Annotated in this window: 19 protein-coding genes and 1 pseudogene; 17 read left to right on the forward strand and 3 right to left on the reverse strand. The window is 51.2% G+C overall.

The annotated features are described in order from the left end of the window. Nucleotides 1-12 precede the first annotated feature (12 nt). The 17 genes and pseudogenes from FKM52_RS10460 to FKM52_RS10540 form a co-directional block, all read left to right on the forward strand. Nucleotides 13-837 (forward strand): GTPase family protein, encoded by an 825-nt coding sequence (locus tag FKM52_RS10460; RefSeq protein WP_374702083.1) that lies wholly within the window; start codon nucleotides 13-15, stop codon nucleotides 835-837. A gap of 90 nt (nucleotides 838-927) precedes the next feature. Then, nucleotides 928-1,749 carry a DUF932 domain-containing protein gene (locus tag FKM52_RS10465; protein ID WP_102054333.1) on the forward strand — a complete coding sequence of 274 codons (822 nt, stop codon included), beginning with the start codon at nucleotides 928-930 and terminating at the stop codon, nucleotides 1,747-1,749. A 216-nt stretch (nucleotides 1,750-1,965) separates the two neighbouring features. Beyond that, on the forward strand, nucleotides 1,966-2,667 hold the full coding sequence (locus FKM52_RS10470; protein ID WP_102054332.1) for a DeoR family transcriptional regulator: 702 nt from the start codon (nucleotides 1,966-1,968) through the stop codon (nucleotides 2,665-2,667). A gap of 40 nt (nucleotides 2,668-2,707) precedes the next feature. Further along, nucleotides 2,708-2,944 carry a protein YpjK gene (ypjK, locus tag FKM52_RS10475; protein WP_001144031.1) on the forward strand — a complete coding sequence of 79 codons (237 nt, stop codon included), beginning with the start codon at nucleotides 2,708-2,710 and terminating at the stop codon, nucleotides 2,942-2,944. Next, nucleotides 2,944-3,387 (forward strand): YfjS/YafY family lipoprotein, encoded by a 444-nt coding sequence (locus tag FKM52_RS10480; protein ID WP_000649865.1) that lies wholly within the window; start codon nucleotides 2,944-2,946, stop codon nucleotides 3,385-3,387. The genes ypjK and FKM52_RS10480 overlap by 1 nt, the downstream gene beginning before the upstream one ends. A gap of 22 nt (nucleotides 3,388-3,409) precedes the next feature. Next, nucleotides 3,410-3,877 (forward strand): protein YkfB, encoded by a 468-nt coding sequence (gene ykfB, locus FKM52_RS10485; RefSeq protein WP_001547765.1) that lies wholly within the window; start codon nucleotides 3,410-3,412, stop codon nucleotides 3,875-3,877. 76 nt (nucleotides 3,878-3,953) lie between these two features. After that, entirely contained in the window at nucleotides 3,954-4,193 is a 240-nt protein-coding gene (locus FKM52_RS10490; protein ID WP_000194654.1) for a DUF905 domain-containing protein, read from the forward strand. Nucleotides 4,194-4,290: 97 nt separating this feature from the next. Continuing rightward, nucleotides 4,291-4,749 (forward strand): antirestriction protein, encoded by a 459-nt coding sequence (locus tag FKM52_RS10495; protein WP_000211838.1) that lies wholly within the window; start codon nucleotides 4,291-4,293, stop codon nucleotides 4,747-4,749. Between the two features lie 15 nt (nucleotides 4,750-4,764). Further along, nucleotides 4,765-5,241, forward strand: coding sequence for a JAB domain-containing protein (locus FKM52_RS10500; protein ID WP_000811693.1), 477 nt, complete (start codon nucleotides 4,765-4,767; stop codon nucleotides 5,239-5,241). Nucleotides 5,242-5,249: 8 nt separating this feature from the next. Continuing rightward, nucleotides 5,250-5,471: a DUF987 domain-containing protein gene (locus FKM52_RS10505; RefSeq protein ID WP_032181227.1), complete on the forward strand. Its 222-nt coding sequence runs from the start codon at nucleotides 5,250-5,252 to the stop codon at nucleotides 5,469-5,471. A 23-nt stretch (nucleotides 5,472-5,494) separates the two neighbouring features. Further along, nucleotides 5,495-5,869: a type IV toxin-antitoxin system YeeU family antitoxin gene (locus FKM52_RS10510; RefSeq protein ID WP_032181229.1), complete on the forward strand. Its 375-nt coding sequence runs from the start codon at nucleotides 5,495-5,497 to the stop codon at nucleotides 5,867-5,869. Further along, nucleotides 5,866-6,513, forward strand: a complete 648-nt coding sequence (locus FKM52_RS10515) for a hypothetical protein (RefSeq protein WP_020837111.1) — start codon at nucleotides 5,866-5,868, stop codon at nucleotides 6,511-6,513. Before FKM52_RS10510 ends, FKM52_RS10515 begins: the two co-directional genes overlap by 4 nt. 59 nt (nucleotides 6,514-6,572) lie before the next feature. Beyond that, the gene (locus tag FKM52_RS10520) at nucleotides 6,573-6,950 is read left to right on the forward strand and encodes a TA system toxin CbtA family protein (RefSeq protein ID WP_032181230.1); all 378 of its coding nucleotides are present in this window, start codon (nucleotides 6,573-6,575) and stop codon (nucleotides 6,948-6,950) included. After that, entirely contained in the window at nucleotides 6,947-7,438 is a 492-nt protein-coding gene (locus FKM52_RS10525; protein WP_020837109.1) for a DUF5983 family protein, read from the forward strand. The genes FKM52_RS10520 and FKM52_RS10525 overlap by 4 nt, the downstream gene beginning before the upstream one ends. A gap of 25 nt (nucleotides 7,439-7,463) precedes the next feature. Then, entirely contained in the window at nucleotides 7,464-7,658 is a 195-nt protein-coding gene (locus tag FKM52_RS10530; RefSeq protein WP_020837108.1) for a DUF957 domain-containing protein, read from the forward strand. 75 nt (nucleotides 7,659-7,733) lie between these two features. Further along, the gene (locus FKM52_RS10535) at nucleotides 7,734-8,582 is read left to right on the forward strand and encodes a DUF4942 domain-containing protein (RefSeq protein ID WP_020837107.1); all 849 of its coding nucleotides are present in this window, start codon (nucleotides 7,734-7,736) and stop codon (nucleotides 8,580-8,582) included. Nucleotides 8,583-9,104: 522 nt separating this feature from the next. Beyond that, nucleotides 9,105-9,347 (forward strand): annotated as a pseudogene (locus FKM52_RS10540) (integrase arm-type DNA-binding domain-containing protein); the annotation flags it as partial. A 1,004-nt stretch (nucleotides 9,348-10,351) separates the two neighbouring features. Here the strand turns inward: FKM52_RS10540 and FKM52_RS10550 are convergent. The 3 genes from FKM52_RS10550 to FKM52_RS10560 all read right to left on the reverse strand — a co-directional run bounded on the left by FKM52_RS10550 (nucleotide 10,352) and on the right by FKM52_RS10560 (nucleotide 15,701). Then, nucleotides 10,352-12,184 carry a glycosyl hydrolase family 28-related protein gene (locus FKM52_RS10550; RefSeq protein WP_141176124.1) on the reverse strand — a complete coding sequence of 611 codons (1,833 nt, stop codon included), beginning with the start codon at nucleotides 12,182-12,184 and terminating at the stop codon, nucleotides 10,352-10,354. A gap of 794 nt (nucleotides 12,185-12,978) precedes the next feature. Beyond that, complete coding sequence (locus tag FKM52_RS10555) at nucleotides 12,979-14,391, reverse strand: MFS transporter (RefSeq protein ID WP_181407921.1); 1,413 nt, start codon at nucleotides 14,389-14,391, stop codon at nucleotides 12,979-12,981. A 152-nt stretch (nucleotides 14,392-14,543) separates the two neighbouring features. Then, nucleotides 14,544-15,701 carry a M20 aminoacylase family protein gene (locus tag FKM52_RS10560; protein WP_141176126.1) on the reverse strand — a complete coding sequence of 386 codons (1,158 nt, stop codon included), beginning with the start codon at nucleotides 15,699-15,701 and terminating at the stop codon, nucleotides 14,544-14,546. Nucleotides 15,702-15,862 lie beyond the last annotated feature (161 nt).

Here is a 15,862-nt window from a genome sequence, read left to right on the forward strand (position 1 = left end):
ATCAACAAGGCGATGGCCGCGCTGCCTACTCGACTGTCTGATACGATCCTAAAACACATACACTCGCTTACTGAATATGAACCTGTGATCGGTATTATGGGGAAAACAGGATCAGGAAAATCCAGCTTGTGTAACGCCTTATTTGCCGGAGAAGTCTCACCAGTTAGTGATGTTACTGCCTGTACCCGAGAACCACTACGCTTTCGTTTGAAGGTCGGTGAGCGTTATATGACGATCGTTGACCTTCCAGGTGTGGGAGAAAACAGTGCCCGCGATACCGAGTATGCCGCGCTGTACCGTGAACAACTTCCCCGACTCGACCTAGTATTGTGGCTGATTAAGGCTGATGACCGCGCACTGGCAGTGGATGAGCACTTTTATCATCAGGTTATTGGTGAGGTATACCGGCATAAGGTGATGTTTGTTATCAGCCAGTCGGACAAGGCCGAGCCCACCAGCGTTAATGGTCAATTGTCCATGGCGCAGAAGCAGAATGTCAGCCGCAAAATCTGCCTGCTGCATGAACTGTTCCAGCCCGTACATCCGGTGTGTGCCGTGTCGGTCCGTCTGCAGTGGGGGCTGCAGGTGATGGCCGAGCGAATAATTAAGTGTCTGCCACGCGAAGCCACCAGCCCAGTGGTGTCGCAACTGCAGCATCCCTTTCGCACAGCAGCAGTCCAGGAGAAAGCGCGTGACGATTTTGGTGAAACGGTCGGCGCGGTACTGGACACGGTAAGTGCTTTCCCACTCATACCGGCTCCGGTACGTGCCGTAATACAGGCCGTCCGTAACACCGTGGTATCCGTTGCCCGTACTGTGTGGGATTTCTTCTTCTAAGTATTTAACCCATCCCTGTTACTTCCCTAACCCTGTCTCCTGTGCGACGGGGATTTTTTTATTTGTTTTTCCATTATGAGGAGTCTGCTTATGACCCGTCTGGCCTCGCGCTTTGGTGCAGCAAATCTTATCCGCCGCGACCGTCCGTTAACCCGTGAAGAGTTGTTTCGAGTGGTCCCCAGCGTATTCAGCGAGGACAAACACGAATCCCGCAGCGAACGTTATACCTATATTCCAACCATCTCCCTGCTGGACAGCCTGCAGCGGGAAGGCTTCCAGCCATTCTTTGCCTGTCAGACCCGTGTTCGCGATCCTGGCCGTCGTGAACATACGAAGCACATGCTGCGCCTGCGTCGGGAGGGGCAGATTACCGGTAAGCAGGTGCCGGAAATTATCCTGCTCAACTCCCATGATGGCTCAAGCTCTTACCAGATGTTGCCTGGCCTGTTCAGGGCTGTGTGTCAAAACGGCCTCGTCTGCGGTGAGTCGTTTGGCGAGGTACGGGTGCCGCACAAGGGGGATGTGGTGAGTCAGGTTATTGAGGGGGCGTATGAAGTACTGGGGATTTTTGACCGTGTGGAGGAAAAGCGGGATGCCATGCAGTCATTGCTGTTACCACCACCTGCGCAGCAGGCACTGGCAAAAGCCGCGCTAACTTATCGCTTTGGTGAGGACCACCAGCCGGTGACTGAATCGCAGATACTCTCCTCGCGCCGCTGGCAGGATGAAAGCAATGACCTGTGGACCATCTATCAGCGGATTCAGGAAAACCTGATTAAGGGCGGACTCAGCGGGCGTAATGCTAAAGGCGGACGAACGCATACCCGTGCCGTACGTGGCATTGACGGGGACGTGAAGCTTAACCGTGCGCTGTGGGTGATGGCAGAAACACTGCTCACGCAACTGCAGTAGACGTTTCATGTTGCCACGTTGTTAATATCGGACACCACCTGTCCGCATCGCTATGTGCTCGTGTGCCTCAATCCCCCGGTTATAGCTTTTAACCCCCGTTACATCTGGCTTTTGCAGAAATAAAAAATAGTTTCTGCGTTGTCCATACCCTGTCCGCCCCCCTCTTTAAAGTAATCACATCATTTTCAGTCAGTTAACTTTCCTGGAGAACCTCTCATGACACAGGCAGAACGCCGCCATGACCGGCTGGCTGTCAGGCTGTCACTGATAATCAGCCGTCTGGTTGCGGGTGAAACGTTGAGCGTGCGCAAACTGGCGGCTGAGTTTGGCGTGTCAGTGCGCACGCTGCGGCGAGATTTTCGTGAACGGCTGATGTATCTGGACCTGGAGTATCAGTCCGGATACTGCCGCTTACGCACTGCTGGCAGTGAGATGCAGATGGTGCCCGACGTGCTTATCTTTGCCCACCGCAGCGGGCTGGCCGGGCTTTTTCCCGGCCTTGACCGCCGTCTGGTGAATGCACTGCTGATGTGCGATGAGTCTCCCTGCGTGATAGCACCAGCCAATCCGGTTCCTTCGCCTTCAGTAGCATTGTCTTTCTGGAGACTGATTCAGGCCATTACCGGGCGCAGGCGGGTGACGCTGATTGCGGAGGGGCGACGCTGTGAGCGCCTGGCTCCCTGCCGGTTACTCATCCACCAGCAGACCTGGTATCTGGTGGCTGAATATGAAGGGCATATCGCCGTATTCACACTTGATGAAATCCATCTGATTCAGCCTTTGCAGGAGACTTTTCGCCGCAATGACAGTCTGTGCCGTCTGACTGAAGACCCGGTTTTCATTCAGGCTTTACCCCATTTTCGCTTTATCCAGCAGTCACTGCTTACGTTTGTTCCGGCTGACAGCCCACCGGAATAGCGCAGGCATTGTTATCAACCCGGCAACAGGGAGGAGCCCTATGCCCGTTATTGCCATTATCGCCATTGTTGTCATCGTCATCATTCTGAACAAAACCGGGGTGTCCGACAGTCTCGCGGCCCTGACCCTTGCCACTGTTGCCGCACTGCTGACGGGAGGTGGCGCAGCCGGTGCTGCCAGTGTCGCGCTGACACCGTTCGTCGGCGTGCCGGTGGGTATTTTCGTCGGCATTTATGTCTTTGCCAAAGTGGTACGTCTGATTTCAGGGAAAAAATAATGAAATGTAAAACACTACCTCTGCTGGCGATGGTTGCCACCACTCTGTTTCTGAGCGCCTGCGATGACAGGAGTGATGACCTGAAAGCTATCAGTAAATTTAAGGACCTCACGCCTCCGCGCTTCAGCGATGTGGTCAGTCGGCAGGATGATGTCAGCGAAGAATGGTCACAGGTTGGCTTTTCATCAGGTCTCACCCTGCAGGTCTTACGTACCCGTGAGTCGCCCGATGGCTGCGAGGGCGGTAGTTACTACTACCTCGTGGATATGCAGGAAAAAACCATCCAGCCGCTGATGAATGCGCTGTGTATTGCCGATAACATCAAACTGGAATACCAGGAGGTGACGGACCCGTATACCAAAGAAAAATACTTTGAGTACGCCCATGACGGCAAACTGATGGGGCAGCTACTGATACCCTCGAACCCTGACAATCAGGAATAAAACAACGACAAAGGAGACAAGAATGACAATACTTTCACTAAGTCGGTTTATGCTGGCGGGTGTACTGCTCGCGAGCTTTAATGCCTCTGCTATCCCGGGGTTCTGGCAGCAGGGTTACGGTCAGGGCAATACGGAATACAGCGTGACCGAAGCCAGCGGAAAGACGTTTACCATCAACTGCACAGGGAACCCGGACCAGAATGGTTTCTATCAGCATTCAGTCTTTCTTACCCTTGCCGATGACAAGATGGTCAGTTCGCACGATGACGACACTACTATCACCGTAGTGATGGATCACCAGCAGTACATTATTCCGTCCAGCCTGGGCTGGCGTAACGGCGATAACGCCTGGTTTGACTTCATCAGCAATATCTCTGAGGCCGGGCAGTTCGACGTCTACGTCAATGACCACAAAGCAGGGACCTTCACTGCGGACCGGAAGAACGCTGAGAAAGTTCTGTCCACTCTCGGAGACTGCAGCAACGACTGATAGTAGTATCTTCCCCAGCAAATCCACCCCGACAGCTAGCAGGCTGCCGGGGTTTTCTTTTATCAGGAGCCCGAAAATGACCCAATCCGTGTTGCTGCCACCGGGGCCTTTCACCCGGAGACAAGCGCAAGCGGTCACTACCACGTACAGCAATATCACACTCGAAGACGACCAGGGCAGTCACTTCCGTCTGGTGGTTCGTGATACTGAAGGCCGGATGGTCTGGCGGGCATGGAACTTTGAGCCGGATGCCGGTGAAGGTCTTAACCGCTATATCCGCACCTCAGGCATCCGTACAGACACGGCCACCCGCTGATCGCGAAGCATTTACCCGCATTCACCTCCCCGAACACACTTTATATCCCCATACGCCAGCCATCGCCGCTGGCGTTTTTATTGACGGAGACATACCCATGACAACACAGACGCAGCACGACCTCGCACCCGCTAACCAACCCGAATTTGAACTGACCGTCACGCCGGTCCCCGATGAACAGCGTATCGATTTCTGGCCACAGTACTTTGGCGCTATCCCGCAGTGGCTACTCCTGGAGCCGCATATCTTCGCCTGGATGGACCGCTTCTGTGAGGGCTACAGCGGTGGTATCTGGTCGTTCTACACCCTCAGCAATGGCGGCGCATTTATGTCCCCCGAGCCTGACAACGATGAGACATGGCGTCTGTTTAACTGCCTGAACGGTAACGATGCCCAAATGAGTGCAGAAGCAGCAGGTATTGCTGTCTGCCTGATTGCGTATAGCCACCATGCCTGCCGTACAGAATGTGACGCGATGACCGCACACTATTACCGCCTGCGGGAGTATGCCATGCAACATCCAGAGGCTCACGCCATTCTGCGTATTATCGACTGACCGAAGGAGCAACAGATGAAACAGCTTTCCTTTTTACCCGGCGAGATGACGCCACAGGACCGGCGTCTCATTCAGCGGGCGCTCAGGGCTCTGGACCGCCACCTGCATGAGCCCGGCGTAGCCTTCACCTCTACCCACGCCGTACGTGAATGGCTGCGACTGCATATGGCCGCGCTTGAGCGGGAAGAGTTCCGGGTGTTGTATCTGGACAACCAGAATCAGTTGATTGCCCATGAAACGCTCTTCACCGGCACGATTAACCGCACCGAGGTGCATCCCCGGGAGGTGGTCAAACGTGCTCTGCACTTCAACGCGGCGGCGGTGATACTCGCGCATAACCATCCTTCCGGCGAGACGACACCTAGCCAGGCCGACAAAACCCTCACGCAGCGACTGGTTCAGGTGCTTCAGCTGGTGGATATCCGCGTCCCTGACCACCTGATTGTCGGTGGCAGGCAAATCTATTCGTTCGCAGAACACGGTCTGCTTTGAGGTATTACATGAAAATTATCAGTAAACGCAGGGCAATGACGATATACCGCCAGCATCCGCAGTCCCGGTTGTTTCCCTTCTGCACGGGTAAATACAAATGGTCTGGCAGCATCTGTCACTACGCCGGGCAGGAGGTTCAGGATATCAGCGGTGTGCTCGCGGTCTTCGCTGAACGCCGTCAGAACCGCAACGGCCCCTATGTCGTATTACGCAGCGTCACGCTGAATTAACACACGTTTAAGGAAGGCTAAAATTGTCGAATAAAATACCGACAGTAAACCACGATATCACTGAACCCTGGTGGGGGCTTAAACGCAGTATCACGCCCTGTTTTGGCGCACGGCTGGTACAGGCGGGCAACCGTCTGTATTATCTCGCTGACCGGGCCAACATCACCGGGCAGTTCAGCGACGCGGATTTACGGCATCTCGACCAGGCATTTCCACTGCTGCTCAAACAGCTTGAACTGATGCTCACCAGCGGTGAACTCAATCCCCGCCATCAGCACTGTGTCACCCTGTATGCAAAGGGACTGGTATGCGAGGCCGACTCACTCGGGTCGTGCGGCTACATTTATGTGGCGATTTACCCCGGAGACTCCCCTGAAACCGGAGGTATGGCACCATGAGTCGGGTCATTTCCACCACGGTGTATCTGTCTGATGAACTCTCAGAGTCTGCCCGCGAGAAAGCTCGCGCCTGGTACTGCGAAGAGGGTGGGCTGGAGTATGAGTGGTACGACGCTGTTTATGAGGATTTCATCCAGATTTGCAACATCCTGGGTGTAAGACTCAAAACACGTACCTTCACCACCACCGGCGGCAGATCCCACGAAAAAACCTGCATCTGGTTTTCCGGTTTCTGCTGTCAGGGGGATGGCGCCTGTTTCGAAGGTGATTACCGCTATCAGCCCGGTGCCGCACAACACATCAGAAAGCATGCGCCGCAGGACGAAGTGCTTCACCGTATTGCTGATGAGCTGCAGGCAATTCAGCAGCGTAACCTCTGGCTGCTTCAGGCTGATATTCAGCATCAGGGGCGCTATTACCATGAATACAGTATGCACATTACTGTTGAGCGTGATTCCCCCATCGGCCAGCAGGCCACCGACGACGCAGACTGTGTCCTGAGTGACGCGTTACGCGACTTGGCCCGCTGGTTATATCAGCAACTGGAAACGCAATATGACTGGCTGACCTCACCGGAAGCCGTGGATGAGGCGCTTATCGCCGGCGGTTACACCTTCACCGAAACCGGCCAGCGCCTCGGTTAAACTTTTTCGTTACTCCCTTCCGGTTCATTTCTTACCTTCCACACAACAGAGAACACATTATGCAGATTTTACCCTCACTCCCGCCCGGAGCGGCATCGTCACACCCCACGCCTGTCGGCATCTGGCAGTCCCTGCTGTCGCATCTGCTGCAACAGCATTACGGGCTGACGCTCAACGACACTCCGTTTGCTAACGACGGCGTCATTGAGCAGCATATCGACGCCGGCATCTCCCTGTGCGATGCGCTGAACGGTATCGTTGAAAAATATGAACTGGTCCGGACTGACCGTCCCGGATTCAGTATTGCAGTGCAGTCTCCGTTCATTACTCGTATCGATATTCTCCGCGCCAGAAAAGCCTGTGGCCTGATGAAACGTCGCGGCTACCGGACTGTTACCGACATCACCACCGGCAGATACAGCGGGGTAGCACGATGAAGCTGTCCATGACCGTGGAAGCCGGTGCGATTAACGTCCGGGCCCTTAATGGGGGCCGGATCGTCGTGGATATCGACGGTATTGAACTCGCCAGCCTGATCGACGTGGTCTGTGATAACAGGTATTCACTTCGCGTTGTCGACGGGTCTGATAAACAGGCCACTGAAGCCACGGTGCCGCCGTTTACCGCCCTGCCGGGTATCTGCTGCTCTACCGCCCATATCACCGAAGACGACAGCGCCCTGCTGTTTGCCCTTTCGCACCAGTATGAAAACTACGGCGAGTCGGAGTGGATCCACTATACAGGTTCGGGTTATCTGCTTCGTCTGGAAGCGTGGTCATTTCCGGTTATGCGGCTCAAACGGCTGGGGCTGTCGAAAGCCTGCCGCCGGTTAGTCGTGACGCTTATTCGTCGTTATTCCATCAGCATCCTGCACCTTGATGCTTTCGGCGAACTCCTGCCAGGATTTGTCACCTTCGACTGGTAACCCACTTCCCCACTGAGGTAAACACATGCCATTAACCACTGAAGAGGGGCTGCAGATCCTGATCTGCTGGCTGCAGGACAATATCGACTGTGGTACGGAAATCATCTTCGATAACGACGATACTCTCACCGATTCAGCAACACTCCTGCCCTCTGTTGAACAGGCCCTGAACGAGGTCCGGATGATACACTACCTCCGGCTTTTACTTTCTCCTCAATAAAACCACCTTCTTTACACGCATAAGCGCCAGCCCTCACCGGCAGGCGTTTTGTGCTTATATAAAGGAAAGAAAATTATGTCAGAACACACTAATGCCGACCCTGAAGTCCTGACTGACCATACCGATGTGATTTGCTCCACCAGCATTGAACGTATTGTTACCGGGCGTAACGCCGCGCTTCAACAGACTGAATCACTTATCCACCAGCTTAACGATATCTCGACGCTGACCCGCAGTATCGGCGGCAAAAGTGCACTGGACTGGGCGATGAAGCAGGATTTCCGTTGCGGTTGCTGGTTGATGGAGAAACCACAGGCGGCGATGAAAGCCATTACCCGCAATCTCGATCGCAGTATATGGCGAGACCTGATGAAGAAGTCGGGAATGCTGGCGCTCATGGACGCACAGGCCCGCGACGAGTGGTACAATAGCCTGGAGAAAGACGATATTCCCGCTGTTAGTGAAAAGAATATTCTTAGCACGTTTGAACAATTACACCACAGCAAAGGCGAAGTATTTGAGCGTGGGGTGATCAACGTGTTTAAAGGGCTGAGCTGGGATTTTAAGAGCAATAGCCCGTGCAAGTTTGGGAAAAAGATCATCGTCACAGGGCTGGTCAAATATGATCGCTGGGGATTTGGGCTTAACTGGGGCTGGCAGCGTGACCGCTTAGCAGACCTTGAGCGTATGCTGGTGCTACTGGATGGAAAGCCAGTGCCCGATAACCGCGCTGACGTTACCCGTCGTCTCAGCGATCATATCCATGCTAATCAGCACAGCACCCGCTATAAGGATGAGATGTTTACCATCAGGTACTTCCGGAAGGGGACTGCGCATATCTCGTTTAAGCGGCCTGAACTGGTCGATAAACTGAACGACATCATTGTCCGGCACTATCTGGGGATGTTAGCGTGCGTTAACTGAATCACAGGAATTGAGTAGTCCGTTCGGGAAGCTCCAATCAGCTTCCCCAAGACGCTAAACAACCGGGAGAATCCCCAATCTTTGTTCAATTACATTCCTGATTTCTCCCCTTCCAACGAATTGTAGAAGGCAATTATCGAGACAAGTTATTATCCAGATATGTTAGTGTTGAAGAGCGATAAAACCATCATAACTGATTGATATATACCTATAATCAGCCTTAGGCCCAACGATAGGCCCAATTGAAAAGTTGAATTATAATTTATTTAAAATAAAACAATTAATTATGCATCCAGTTCAGATCACGCCAGCCCACCAAAATTCTCCATCGGTGATTACCAGAGTCATCCGATGAAGTCCTAAGAGCCCGCACGGCGCAAGCCCTGCGGGCTTTTTTGTGCCCTCAATTTGTCCCGCGAAGTCCGAAGAGAACTAATTAAATCCGAACCTTTTAGGCACCTTGTTAGGCACCTCATAAAGCTTTATTGTTTTTGAGGTGCCTAAAACTATGGAAACCCGGCAATGGCAAGACAAACCAAACCCCTATCCGTTAAGGAAATCGAATCCGCCAAACCCAAGGAAGCGGACTACGTTCTCTATGATGGCGATGGCCTTGAGCTACTGATCAAATCCAGCGGGAGTAAAATCTGGCAATTTCGCTACATTCGCCCCGTCACCAAAAAGCGAGCGAAAAAGAACATTGGCCCCTACCCGTCTGTTACTTTTGCAGATGCCCGAAACTACTGGGCAGAGACTTTTGGTCTGAATTTTTGGCTGGACGGGTTTTATCGGTGAGTTTTTCCAGGTAAAGGAACATTGGCGCAAACCTGTGCTACAGGTTTCGTAGGTAAATCGCCATCGAACCGGATAGTCTGGTTTGTGCCAGCAGCGAACATTGCAACCGTCATGTTAAGTTTATTGTAAAGCAGCCCAGGCGTCTTTCACTGAGTAATTCAAAAATACGTGGCACGCTTTTAAAAAGCGGCACGACAATGCTCCATAGCCCAGGCAGGTGAACGTGGCGCTTAAAATTATTCTATGTTGATTTAATCTGGTGCACTAGAAAATATCAGTCGAGTTAATGATAACAAAATCCCGCAGCGTTGGTATGGAGCCCTCTTTTGCTCTCTATGGAGCAGCTAACCGCATGGCGCGCATGCGCAAGCCCTTTCTGGAACCGTTAGGCCTGACGTTCTCCCAGTACCTGGTGATGCTCGAATTACGGAACGGATCTCCGTATCTGTAGGCTCGCTTGGCGCCAGTTTCGATATGAACACAGGGACTAAACGCCTCGAGAATGCGGGGTTTGTTGCCCGTACTCGTGCTCCAAACGATGCATGCTGGTCGATTTGACCCCTCGTGTCGGGAGCATCCAGGAAGATGTCCTGAGCGTTAGTCACAAGATTAAGAGTGCCTGTAAACTGGACGAAGCCGGACTGATCGAGCTTCGCGATACCCTGCGGAATCTCTGTAGACCATGGCTGGATTAAACAGACCGCCCACAACCGTTTTTGCGTTAATTTAATTCGGTAAAAGACCTCTTACAAGCTGCCGCCTCACGCCTGGTTTCTGGCGACGAGAGAACATGCCTTCACCAATCCCCACAGCTGAAGGCACTCTCTGTCTTAGCTCAGTTATCTATAAAGGCACCGCGTAATAGCGTTGAGGTGCCATTGAATGACCCACAGGCGATAATAAATTATAATATCACACAAAATTATTTTCGATAATAATCGAGGCGATCATATTTTATCAATACAATATCTATATCAATTAAATTTTATTGCCAGCCTGACATCCATTTCAGATATTGCCTCCATCTGATAATTAAAAACCAAATACTCTGGTGTTGAAGTTGCTCTGTCATATCGAATGAACTTAAACTGTGGGTAATCCTTCCTGCCATGCGTAGCCAGAATTTCATAGGTCGTTGACAATTCAAATCTACTTGGAATGTAAGGCAGCGACATATCAACCGGGAATTTAATTTGCTTAACGTCGGTATCTGACATATCTAAAAATTCTGAATACAGGATATCGCGATTGCCATGTCCTCCAATAGATAGTAGCGCAACTCGTGCCCGGTAGCGATCGGTTAATAACTCAAAGTTATCATACTGTATAATCAGACCAGGCAATGCTCTGAGCCTGCCGTCTGTAATTGAACCAGCAGATAAGAGACGAAATCCGACATTACCGTTCCCACATTGAATATCGCAACAATTATTCTTCCCGCCGGCGAAGACAACCCCTGATGATGGGTTTCCCTCCGCATCGATGCCTAAATATCCGTTTATTATGCCAGAAACTATTTGGTTATTACTCCCCGTAATCCAAACGGCTGTACCGGATAAATTATCAGCACGAAATCCTCGGTATGCTTCTATTGAGCCAAATGTATTCCTGTCACCGCTAACCAGAATATGCACACCATTATAATTTTCCGTAGTTTGCACCAGTCTTACTGTTGCAAAATAACAATTCTGCGCCGTCCCGGCAAATATTGCGACCGATGTTTTTTTAAAACTGCCATGAACTGGCTCACCGCCGGAGCACTCATGCACATCAAGCAGCGCCCCCTGCACAACTGCTTTTGGTTTAAAGTAACAACCAATCAGGCAGCTTTCTGTAATCAGATGATCATATTTAACCCGAATTGTATATAACAGTGTATTGGTTCCGGCGACGAACCCATACCCGGCCCAGGTTCCATAGCAGTGCATTTTCCCAATATCAACGCTAGCCCAGGCGCGAAAACATGCCACGCGCTCAGCCGGATCCATAAACGATCGCGGGTCATCGGCCGCCATATAACCATAACCGGCATGCATGATTTCAACGTCCTCAATAAAAGCGTCAGCAATCCCCCCAAAATGCCAACCATCATTTCCGCATTTTGCAATTCTGATACGCTGAAACTGCCCTATAAATGGTACGCCGCCATCCGGTTCTTCCTGGTCAAATTTATCGCGGCTGGTTGCTCCCCCCTCTGTTCGCAAGCCTATCCCTGGCGCGTAGATAACAGAAAAATCATTAAAAATCTGATCGCTGCCGTAATGCAACACGCCATAGCCTGCATCAACTGACGGCGTGATGGCGTAGTTTTGCAAATTACCGTGGACGGTCAGTCCGGTACAGCCGGAATAATACGCCCCCGGTGAATCAGGTACAGAGTTGATATCATCAAAGTTCTCAGTTTCAATAACGGCACGTGATTTCCATCCGTCACGGGCTTTAATCGTCGTTTTACGCATTCCCTGCCCGCGTAGCACTATTTTTTTACGCAGAATAATTCCATCTGCGCGGAACATCCCGCAGCCGAAATTGACATAACCGCCGCCACGTTCGCTCATATAATCGATAGCATTTTGTATGGAAGCCGTACAGTCAGTAACACCGTCAGCTACTGCACCAAATTGCTCAACATTCACAGAATAAATAATATCTTCGACTATATTGCGAGGATAAACAGTAACGCGCGGCACAGCAATCACTGCGTCTGGCCTTTCCGTTGCTGCATCGTTATCAGAAATAGCTGCCAGGCGTTGAGAGTAAGAATATTTTTTATCTTCAGCACCTGAGGTTTTCAAATTTTCTGACATAGCTACTCTCCTGAATTTTAGTGAACTTCCCCTACAGAGGATGAGTTCAGCATGATGTAATTTATTTAAAATAATCAATATATAATTACTGACTATGGCTTTTAGCCAGTTTATTTAAAACCAGCGGAGCATTGTCCTTCTTCACACATATATTAATAAGACCAGTTACGATCGTCTCCGCCATAAAACAGTAAATTTAAAATTCGGTTTAATACCTCTCAGTGCAAGCGCGTTAACTTAAGTTATATTTATAGCAGAAATTCACGCACAGCCTAATAAAAAACCACGATTGTTGTTTACCTGTCCACCAGCAAACATAATCGTTACCGTTAAGTTAATTAAAATTATTTTACAGCAGAGATTTAGCACGGAAAATCTCAACAAGCTTTTAAACAGGCTGATTAAATAACAATTACACAGGTAATTATTTACCGTTTAACAGACCTCGCCACACAAAGAAGAAGGATAACGACATAGCGTTTTTAGCACGTTGTATTAACAACCGGGATCACAATGCTACGCAACGGTAACTTCTGTGGAGTTTATCTACCTCACTGTCTTCAGGCAGATTTTTCTGGATATACTGAGTAATAAAACAGGAAAACAGAGGCCTTATTAAAAAATTAGCGGTTAGCGTATAGTATCCCTGATTAAGCGGTAATAATATCGTTGGCGCCGATGCAGATTATTATTAAACAATAAACCTCCGCGTAGTTTTTCCCTGGACACTACGGATAAATATTTCCTGCAAAAAAGGGGATGACACGCATCCCCTTAGCATTCCATCCTGGCCGTCACTCAGCCTTTTGCGCTGTATTGCGCGGAATAATAAACAGAATTGAGATAAGAGCGACTACCCCAAAGCCGACATTCAACCAAAGCCCGGCCGCACCCGCCTGGTGTACATCCTCAAAGGCCGAATAAACCGCAAGCGACAGCGCCACGCCCATCGCCCCGCCCAGCGAACTGGCCAGCTTATAGATGCCGGCCGCCACGGCAGCTTTCTCCTGCGGGGCGGAAGAAACGGCGGTGTAGGTAGAAGGCGTGGCATAAATCCCCAGCCCCAGGCCAAACATCGCATAGCCGGTTACCACCAGTATCTTATACAGCGAAGCGCTTTCAATATGCGTTAAGGACATCAGGATCACGCCGGAAAAGGTGACGATGGTGCCGATAATCATCGGCAGCCTGCCGCCGAAAAGAAAGAGGATCTTCTGTCCAACGGGCAGCAATACTAACACCGCAACGGCATAGGTAATGGTGATAGTCGCCACGTCGCCGGTCGTAAACCCGCGTCCGTTAATCATATAGGTATTTACGATCACCATGGCGCCGGCAATGGCGTTTAATAAAAAATTAGAGAGCGTGGCGCCGAAATAGCCGCGTGAACGAAAAAGCGAGAAATCAATCAGCTGGGCGATGTTTTTTCCCGGCGCGCTTTTTTCCACAAAATAGAAGCTGATAAGGCCAACAATGGCAAAAGCCATCGATCCCAGGAAGCGGAAATCACCATATCCCCAGCTGCGCCCTTTAGAAACGGCCAGCACCAGCGCGATCAGCGAAGCGATAAAAATCGCCGAACCCAGGCTATCAAACTTCTTATCCGTTGCGGCGGCGCGGGATTCGGGCGTGCCCAGCATCAGCAGCAGGCCGATAATCGCTACCACCGCGCTGATCCAGTAGATTGCCTGCCAGCCGAAGCGCGGTTCAATCAACCCCACCAGGATGGCGCAAAAACCAGAGCCGCCCCAAGAGCCTACTGACCACCAGGTCAACGCCGTAGCCTGCTTTTTCCCTTCGAAATAGGTTTTCATCAGGGCGATCGTGGAAGGCATAATGCAGGCGGCGGAAATGCCCTGAATGCTGCGCGCCAGAATTAACAGCTCGACGCCGGGTGAAAGCGCCACCATTATCGAGCCGATCACGCTTAATATCACCCCGATAAACGCAAAACGCATGCGGCCAAATCGATCGGCCAGCCCGCCGGCGGCAACAATACAGGCGGCGGAAAACAGCGGCGTAATTGAGGCGGCAAAATTTAGCAGATCCATTTTTGCCGGATCGTCGCTAATACCAAAATCTTTAGAGATAATCGGGATCAGGGTTGCCTGCATTGACTGTGCAAACATCCAGAAAGTTAACACCAGCAAAACAATCCCGAGGACAAGACGTGAATTACCCTGGTAGGCAGTTGTATTTGAGCTCATGACTATTCCTTTTATATTATTAACACTGCTCAATTTAAAAAAAGGCAAGCGAACCATTACTATTCCGTAAAGCAGGTTTTTATTATGAGTACAGGTATAAGACGGAGATTTACCGTTCGCTATGCCGGGATTTATATAAAGTCATCCTTCTGTTACTTAAGAAAACGTTCAGCTAAAGTTGCCCAGAAGGCGGCGGCAGGCTTGATGATGTCATCATTAAAGTCATAGCCGGGATTATGCACAGAACATCCCTCTCCAGCCCCGACAAAGAAATAAGCGCCTTTAGGATTCGCCTCCAGCATAAAGGCGAAATCTTCGCTGGCCATTACCGGCGAGGCGTCAGTATTGATTAGGGATTCATCAAACAGCTCGCGGGCGACCGCAATAGCGAAATCCGTCATCTCCGCATCGTTAATTAACGCCGGGCTGCCGTGAATATGCCGCACATCCGCTTTTGCGCCGAAGCTCTTCGCCTGGCTGACGGCTATCTCGCCAATACGTGTCAGTACATCGTTACGCACCTGCGGATCGAGAGTGCGCACGCTCAGCTTCAGCGTGGCAGTGTCGTTAATGATGTTCGCCACGGAGCCGGACTGAATGCTGCCGACGGTCACCACGGCAGGCTGAAACGGCGTCACGTTGCGGGAAACGATGGTTTGTAAAGCGGTCACCACGTAGCAGGCGACCACGACAGAATCGATTGCTTTCTCCGGTATGGCGCCGTGTCCGCCAACCCCTTTAATGGTAATTTCTAACGTATCAGAAGATGAAAGCATCGCGCCTTTACGGAAGTGGAAGCTTCCCAGCGGCAGGCCGGGCATGTTATGCAGAGCGAATATCGCATCGCAGGGAAACTGAGCGAACAGGCCGTCCTCAAGCATTAGCTTACCGCCGTAAAGCAGCTCTTCGCCCGGCTGGAAGATCACATGCAGCGTGCCGTTAAAGTTGCGGGTTTTCGCCAGCCATTCTGCGGCAAACAGCAGAGTGGCGGTGTGACCATCGTGACCGCAGCCGTGAAATTTCCCGGTCACGGAGCTTTGCCAGCCTTTGCCGGAGTTCTCCTGCATAGGCAGCGCATCCATATCCGCACGCAGCCCCAGCACCTTCCCGCCGTCGCCGGCGCGTAGCGTGCCCACTACGCCGGTTTTCGCCATGCCGCGCGTTACCTGATAGCCCCAGCTTTCCAGCAGACTGGCTACGATATCGCTGGTACGCACCTCCTCCAGCCCGACTTCAGGATGCCGGTGAATATCGCGACGCAGTTCAGCGTAGCGCGCCGCGTTGTCGTCAATAAATTCCTGTAAAGACATAGTTGACCTCTTTAAACATGAGCACCGATTTACACTTTCATAGTGAAATAAATAATTGATATAAAAAAGGGAGATAAGCGACCTAATCCCCTGCTTTTATTGCGGGAATGCACGCGGCTTTATCGCTTGCGTCAAAAATCGCAGTATTAAAATTTGATATT

This window comes from Mixta tenebrionis (genome assembly GCF_006517625.1).
Classification (GTDB): Bacteria; Pseudomonadota; Gammaproteobacteria; order Enterobacterales; family Enterobacteriaceae; genus Mixta; species Mixta tenebrionis.

Excerpts from the sequence above, each read along its gene's own strand:
- FKM52_RS10535 (WP_020837107.1), top strand. The coding sequence starts at position 7,734 with ATGTCAGAACACACTAATGCCGACCCTGAAGTCCTGACTGACCATACC.
- FKM52_RS10470 (WP_102054332.1), top strand. The coding sequence starts at position 1,966 with ATGACACAGGCAGAACGCCGCCATGACCGGCTGGCTGTCAGGCTGTCA.
- FKM52_RS10560 (WP_141176126.1), bottom strand. The coding sequence starts at position 15,701 with ATGTCTTTACAGGAATTTATTGACGACAACGCGGCGCGCTACGCTGAA.
- FKM52_RS10530 (WP_020837108.1), top strand. The coding sequence starts at position 7,464 with ATGCCATTAACCACTGAAGAGGGGCTGCAGATCCTGATCTGCTGGCTG.
- FKM52_RS10525 (WP_020837109.1), top strand. The coding sequence starts at position 6,947 with ATGAAGCTGTCCATGACCGTGGAAGCCGGTGCGATTAACGTCCGGGCC.
- FKM52_RS10480 (WP_000649865.1), top strand. The coding sequence starts at position 2,944 with ATGAAATGTAAAACACTACCTCTGCTGGCGATGGTTGCCACCACTCTG.
- FKM52_RS10550 (WP_141176124.1), bottom strand. The coding sequence starts at position 12,184 with ATGTCAGAAAATTTGAAAACCTCAGGTGCTGAAGATAAAAAATATTCT.
- FKM52_RS10500 (WP_000811693.1), top strand. The coding sequence starts at position 4,765 with ATGAAACAGCTTTCCTTTTTACCCGGCGAGATGACGCCACAGGACCGG.
- FKM52_RS10460 (WP_374702083.1), top strand. The coding sequence starts at position 13 with ATGGCCGCGCTGCCTACTCGACTGTCTGATACGATCCTAAAACACATA.
- FKM52_RS10490 (WP_000194654.1), top strand. The coding sequence starts at position 3,954 with ATGACCCAATCCGTGTTGCTGCCACCGGGGCCTTTCACCCGGAGACAA.
- ykfB (WP_001547765.1), top strand. The coding sequence starts at position 3,410 with ATGACAATACTTTCACTAAGTCGGTTTATGCTGGCGGGTGTACTGCTC.
- FKM52_RS10505 (WP_032181227.1), top strand. The coding sequence starts at position 5,250 with ATGAAAATTATCAGTAAACGCAGGGCAATGACGATATACCGCCAGCAT.
- FKM52_RS10495 (WP_000211838.1), top strand. The coding sequence starts at position 4,291 with ATGACAACACAGACGCAGCACGACCTCGCACCCGCTAACCAACCCGAA.
- FKM52_RS10465 (WP_102054333.1), top strand. The coding sequence starts at position 928 with ATGACCCGTCTGGCCTCGCGCTTTGGTGCAGCAAATCTTATCCGCCGC.
- FKM52_RS10515 (WP_020837111.1), top strand. The coding sequence starts at position 5,866 with ATGAGTCGGGTCATTTCCACCACGGTGTATCTGTCTGATGAACTCTCA.
- FKM52_RS10555 (WP_181407921.1), bottom strand. The coding sequence starts at position 14,391 with ATGAGCTCAAATACAACTGCCTACCAGGGTAATTCACGTCTTGTCCTC.
- ypjK (WP_001144031.1), top strand. The coding sequence starts at position 2,708 with ATGCCCGTTATTGCCATTATCGCCATTGTTGTCATCGTCATCATTCTG.
- FKM52_RS10520 (WP_032181230.1), top strand. The coding sequence starts at position 6,573 with ATGCAGATTTTACCCTCACTCCCGCCCGGAGCGGCATCGTCACACCCC.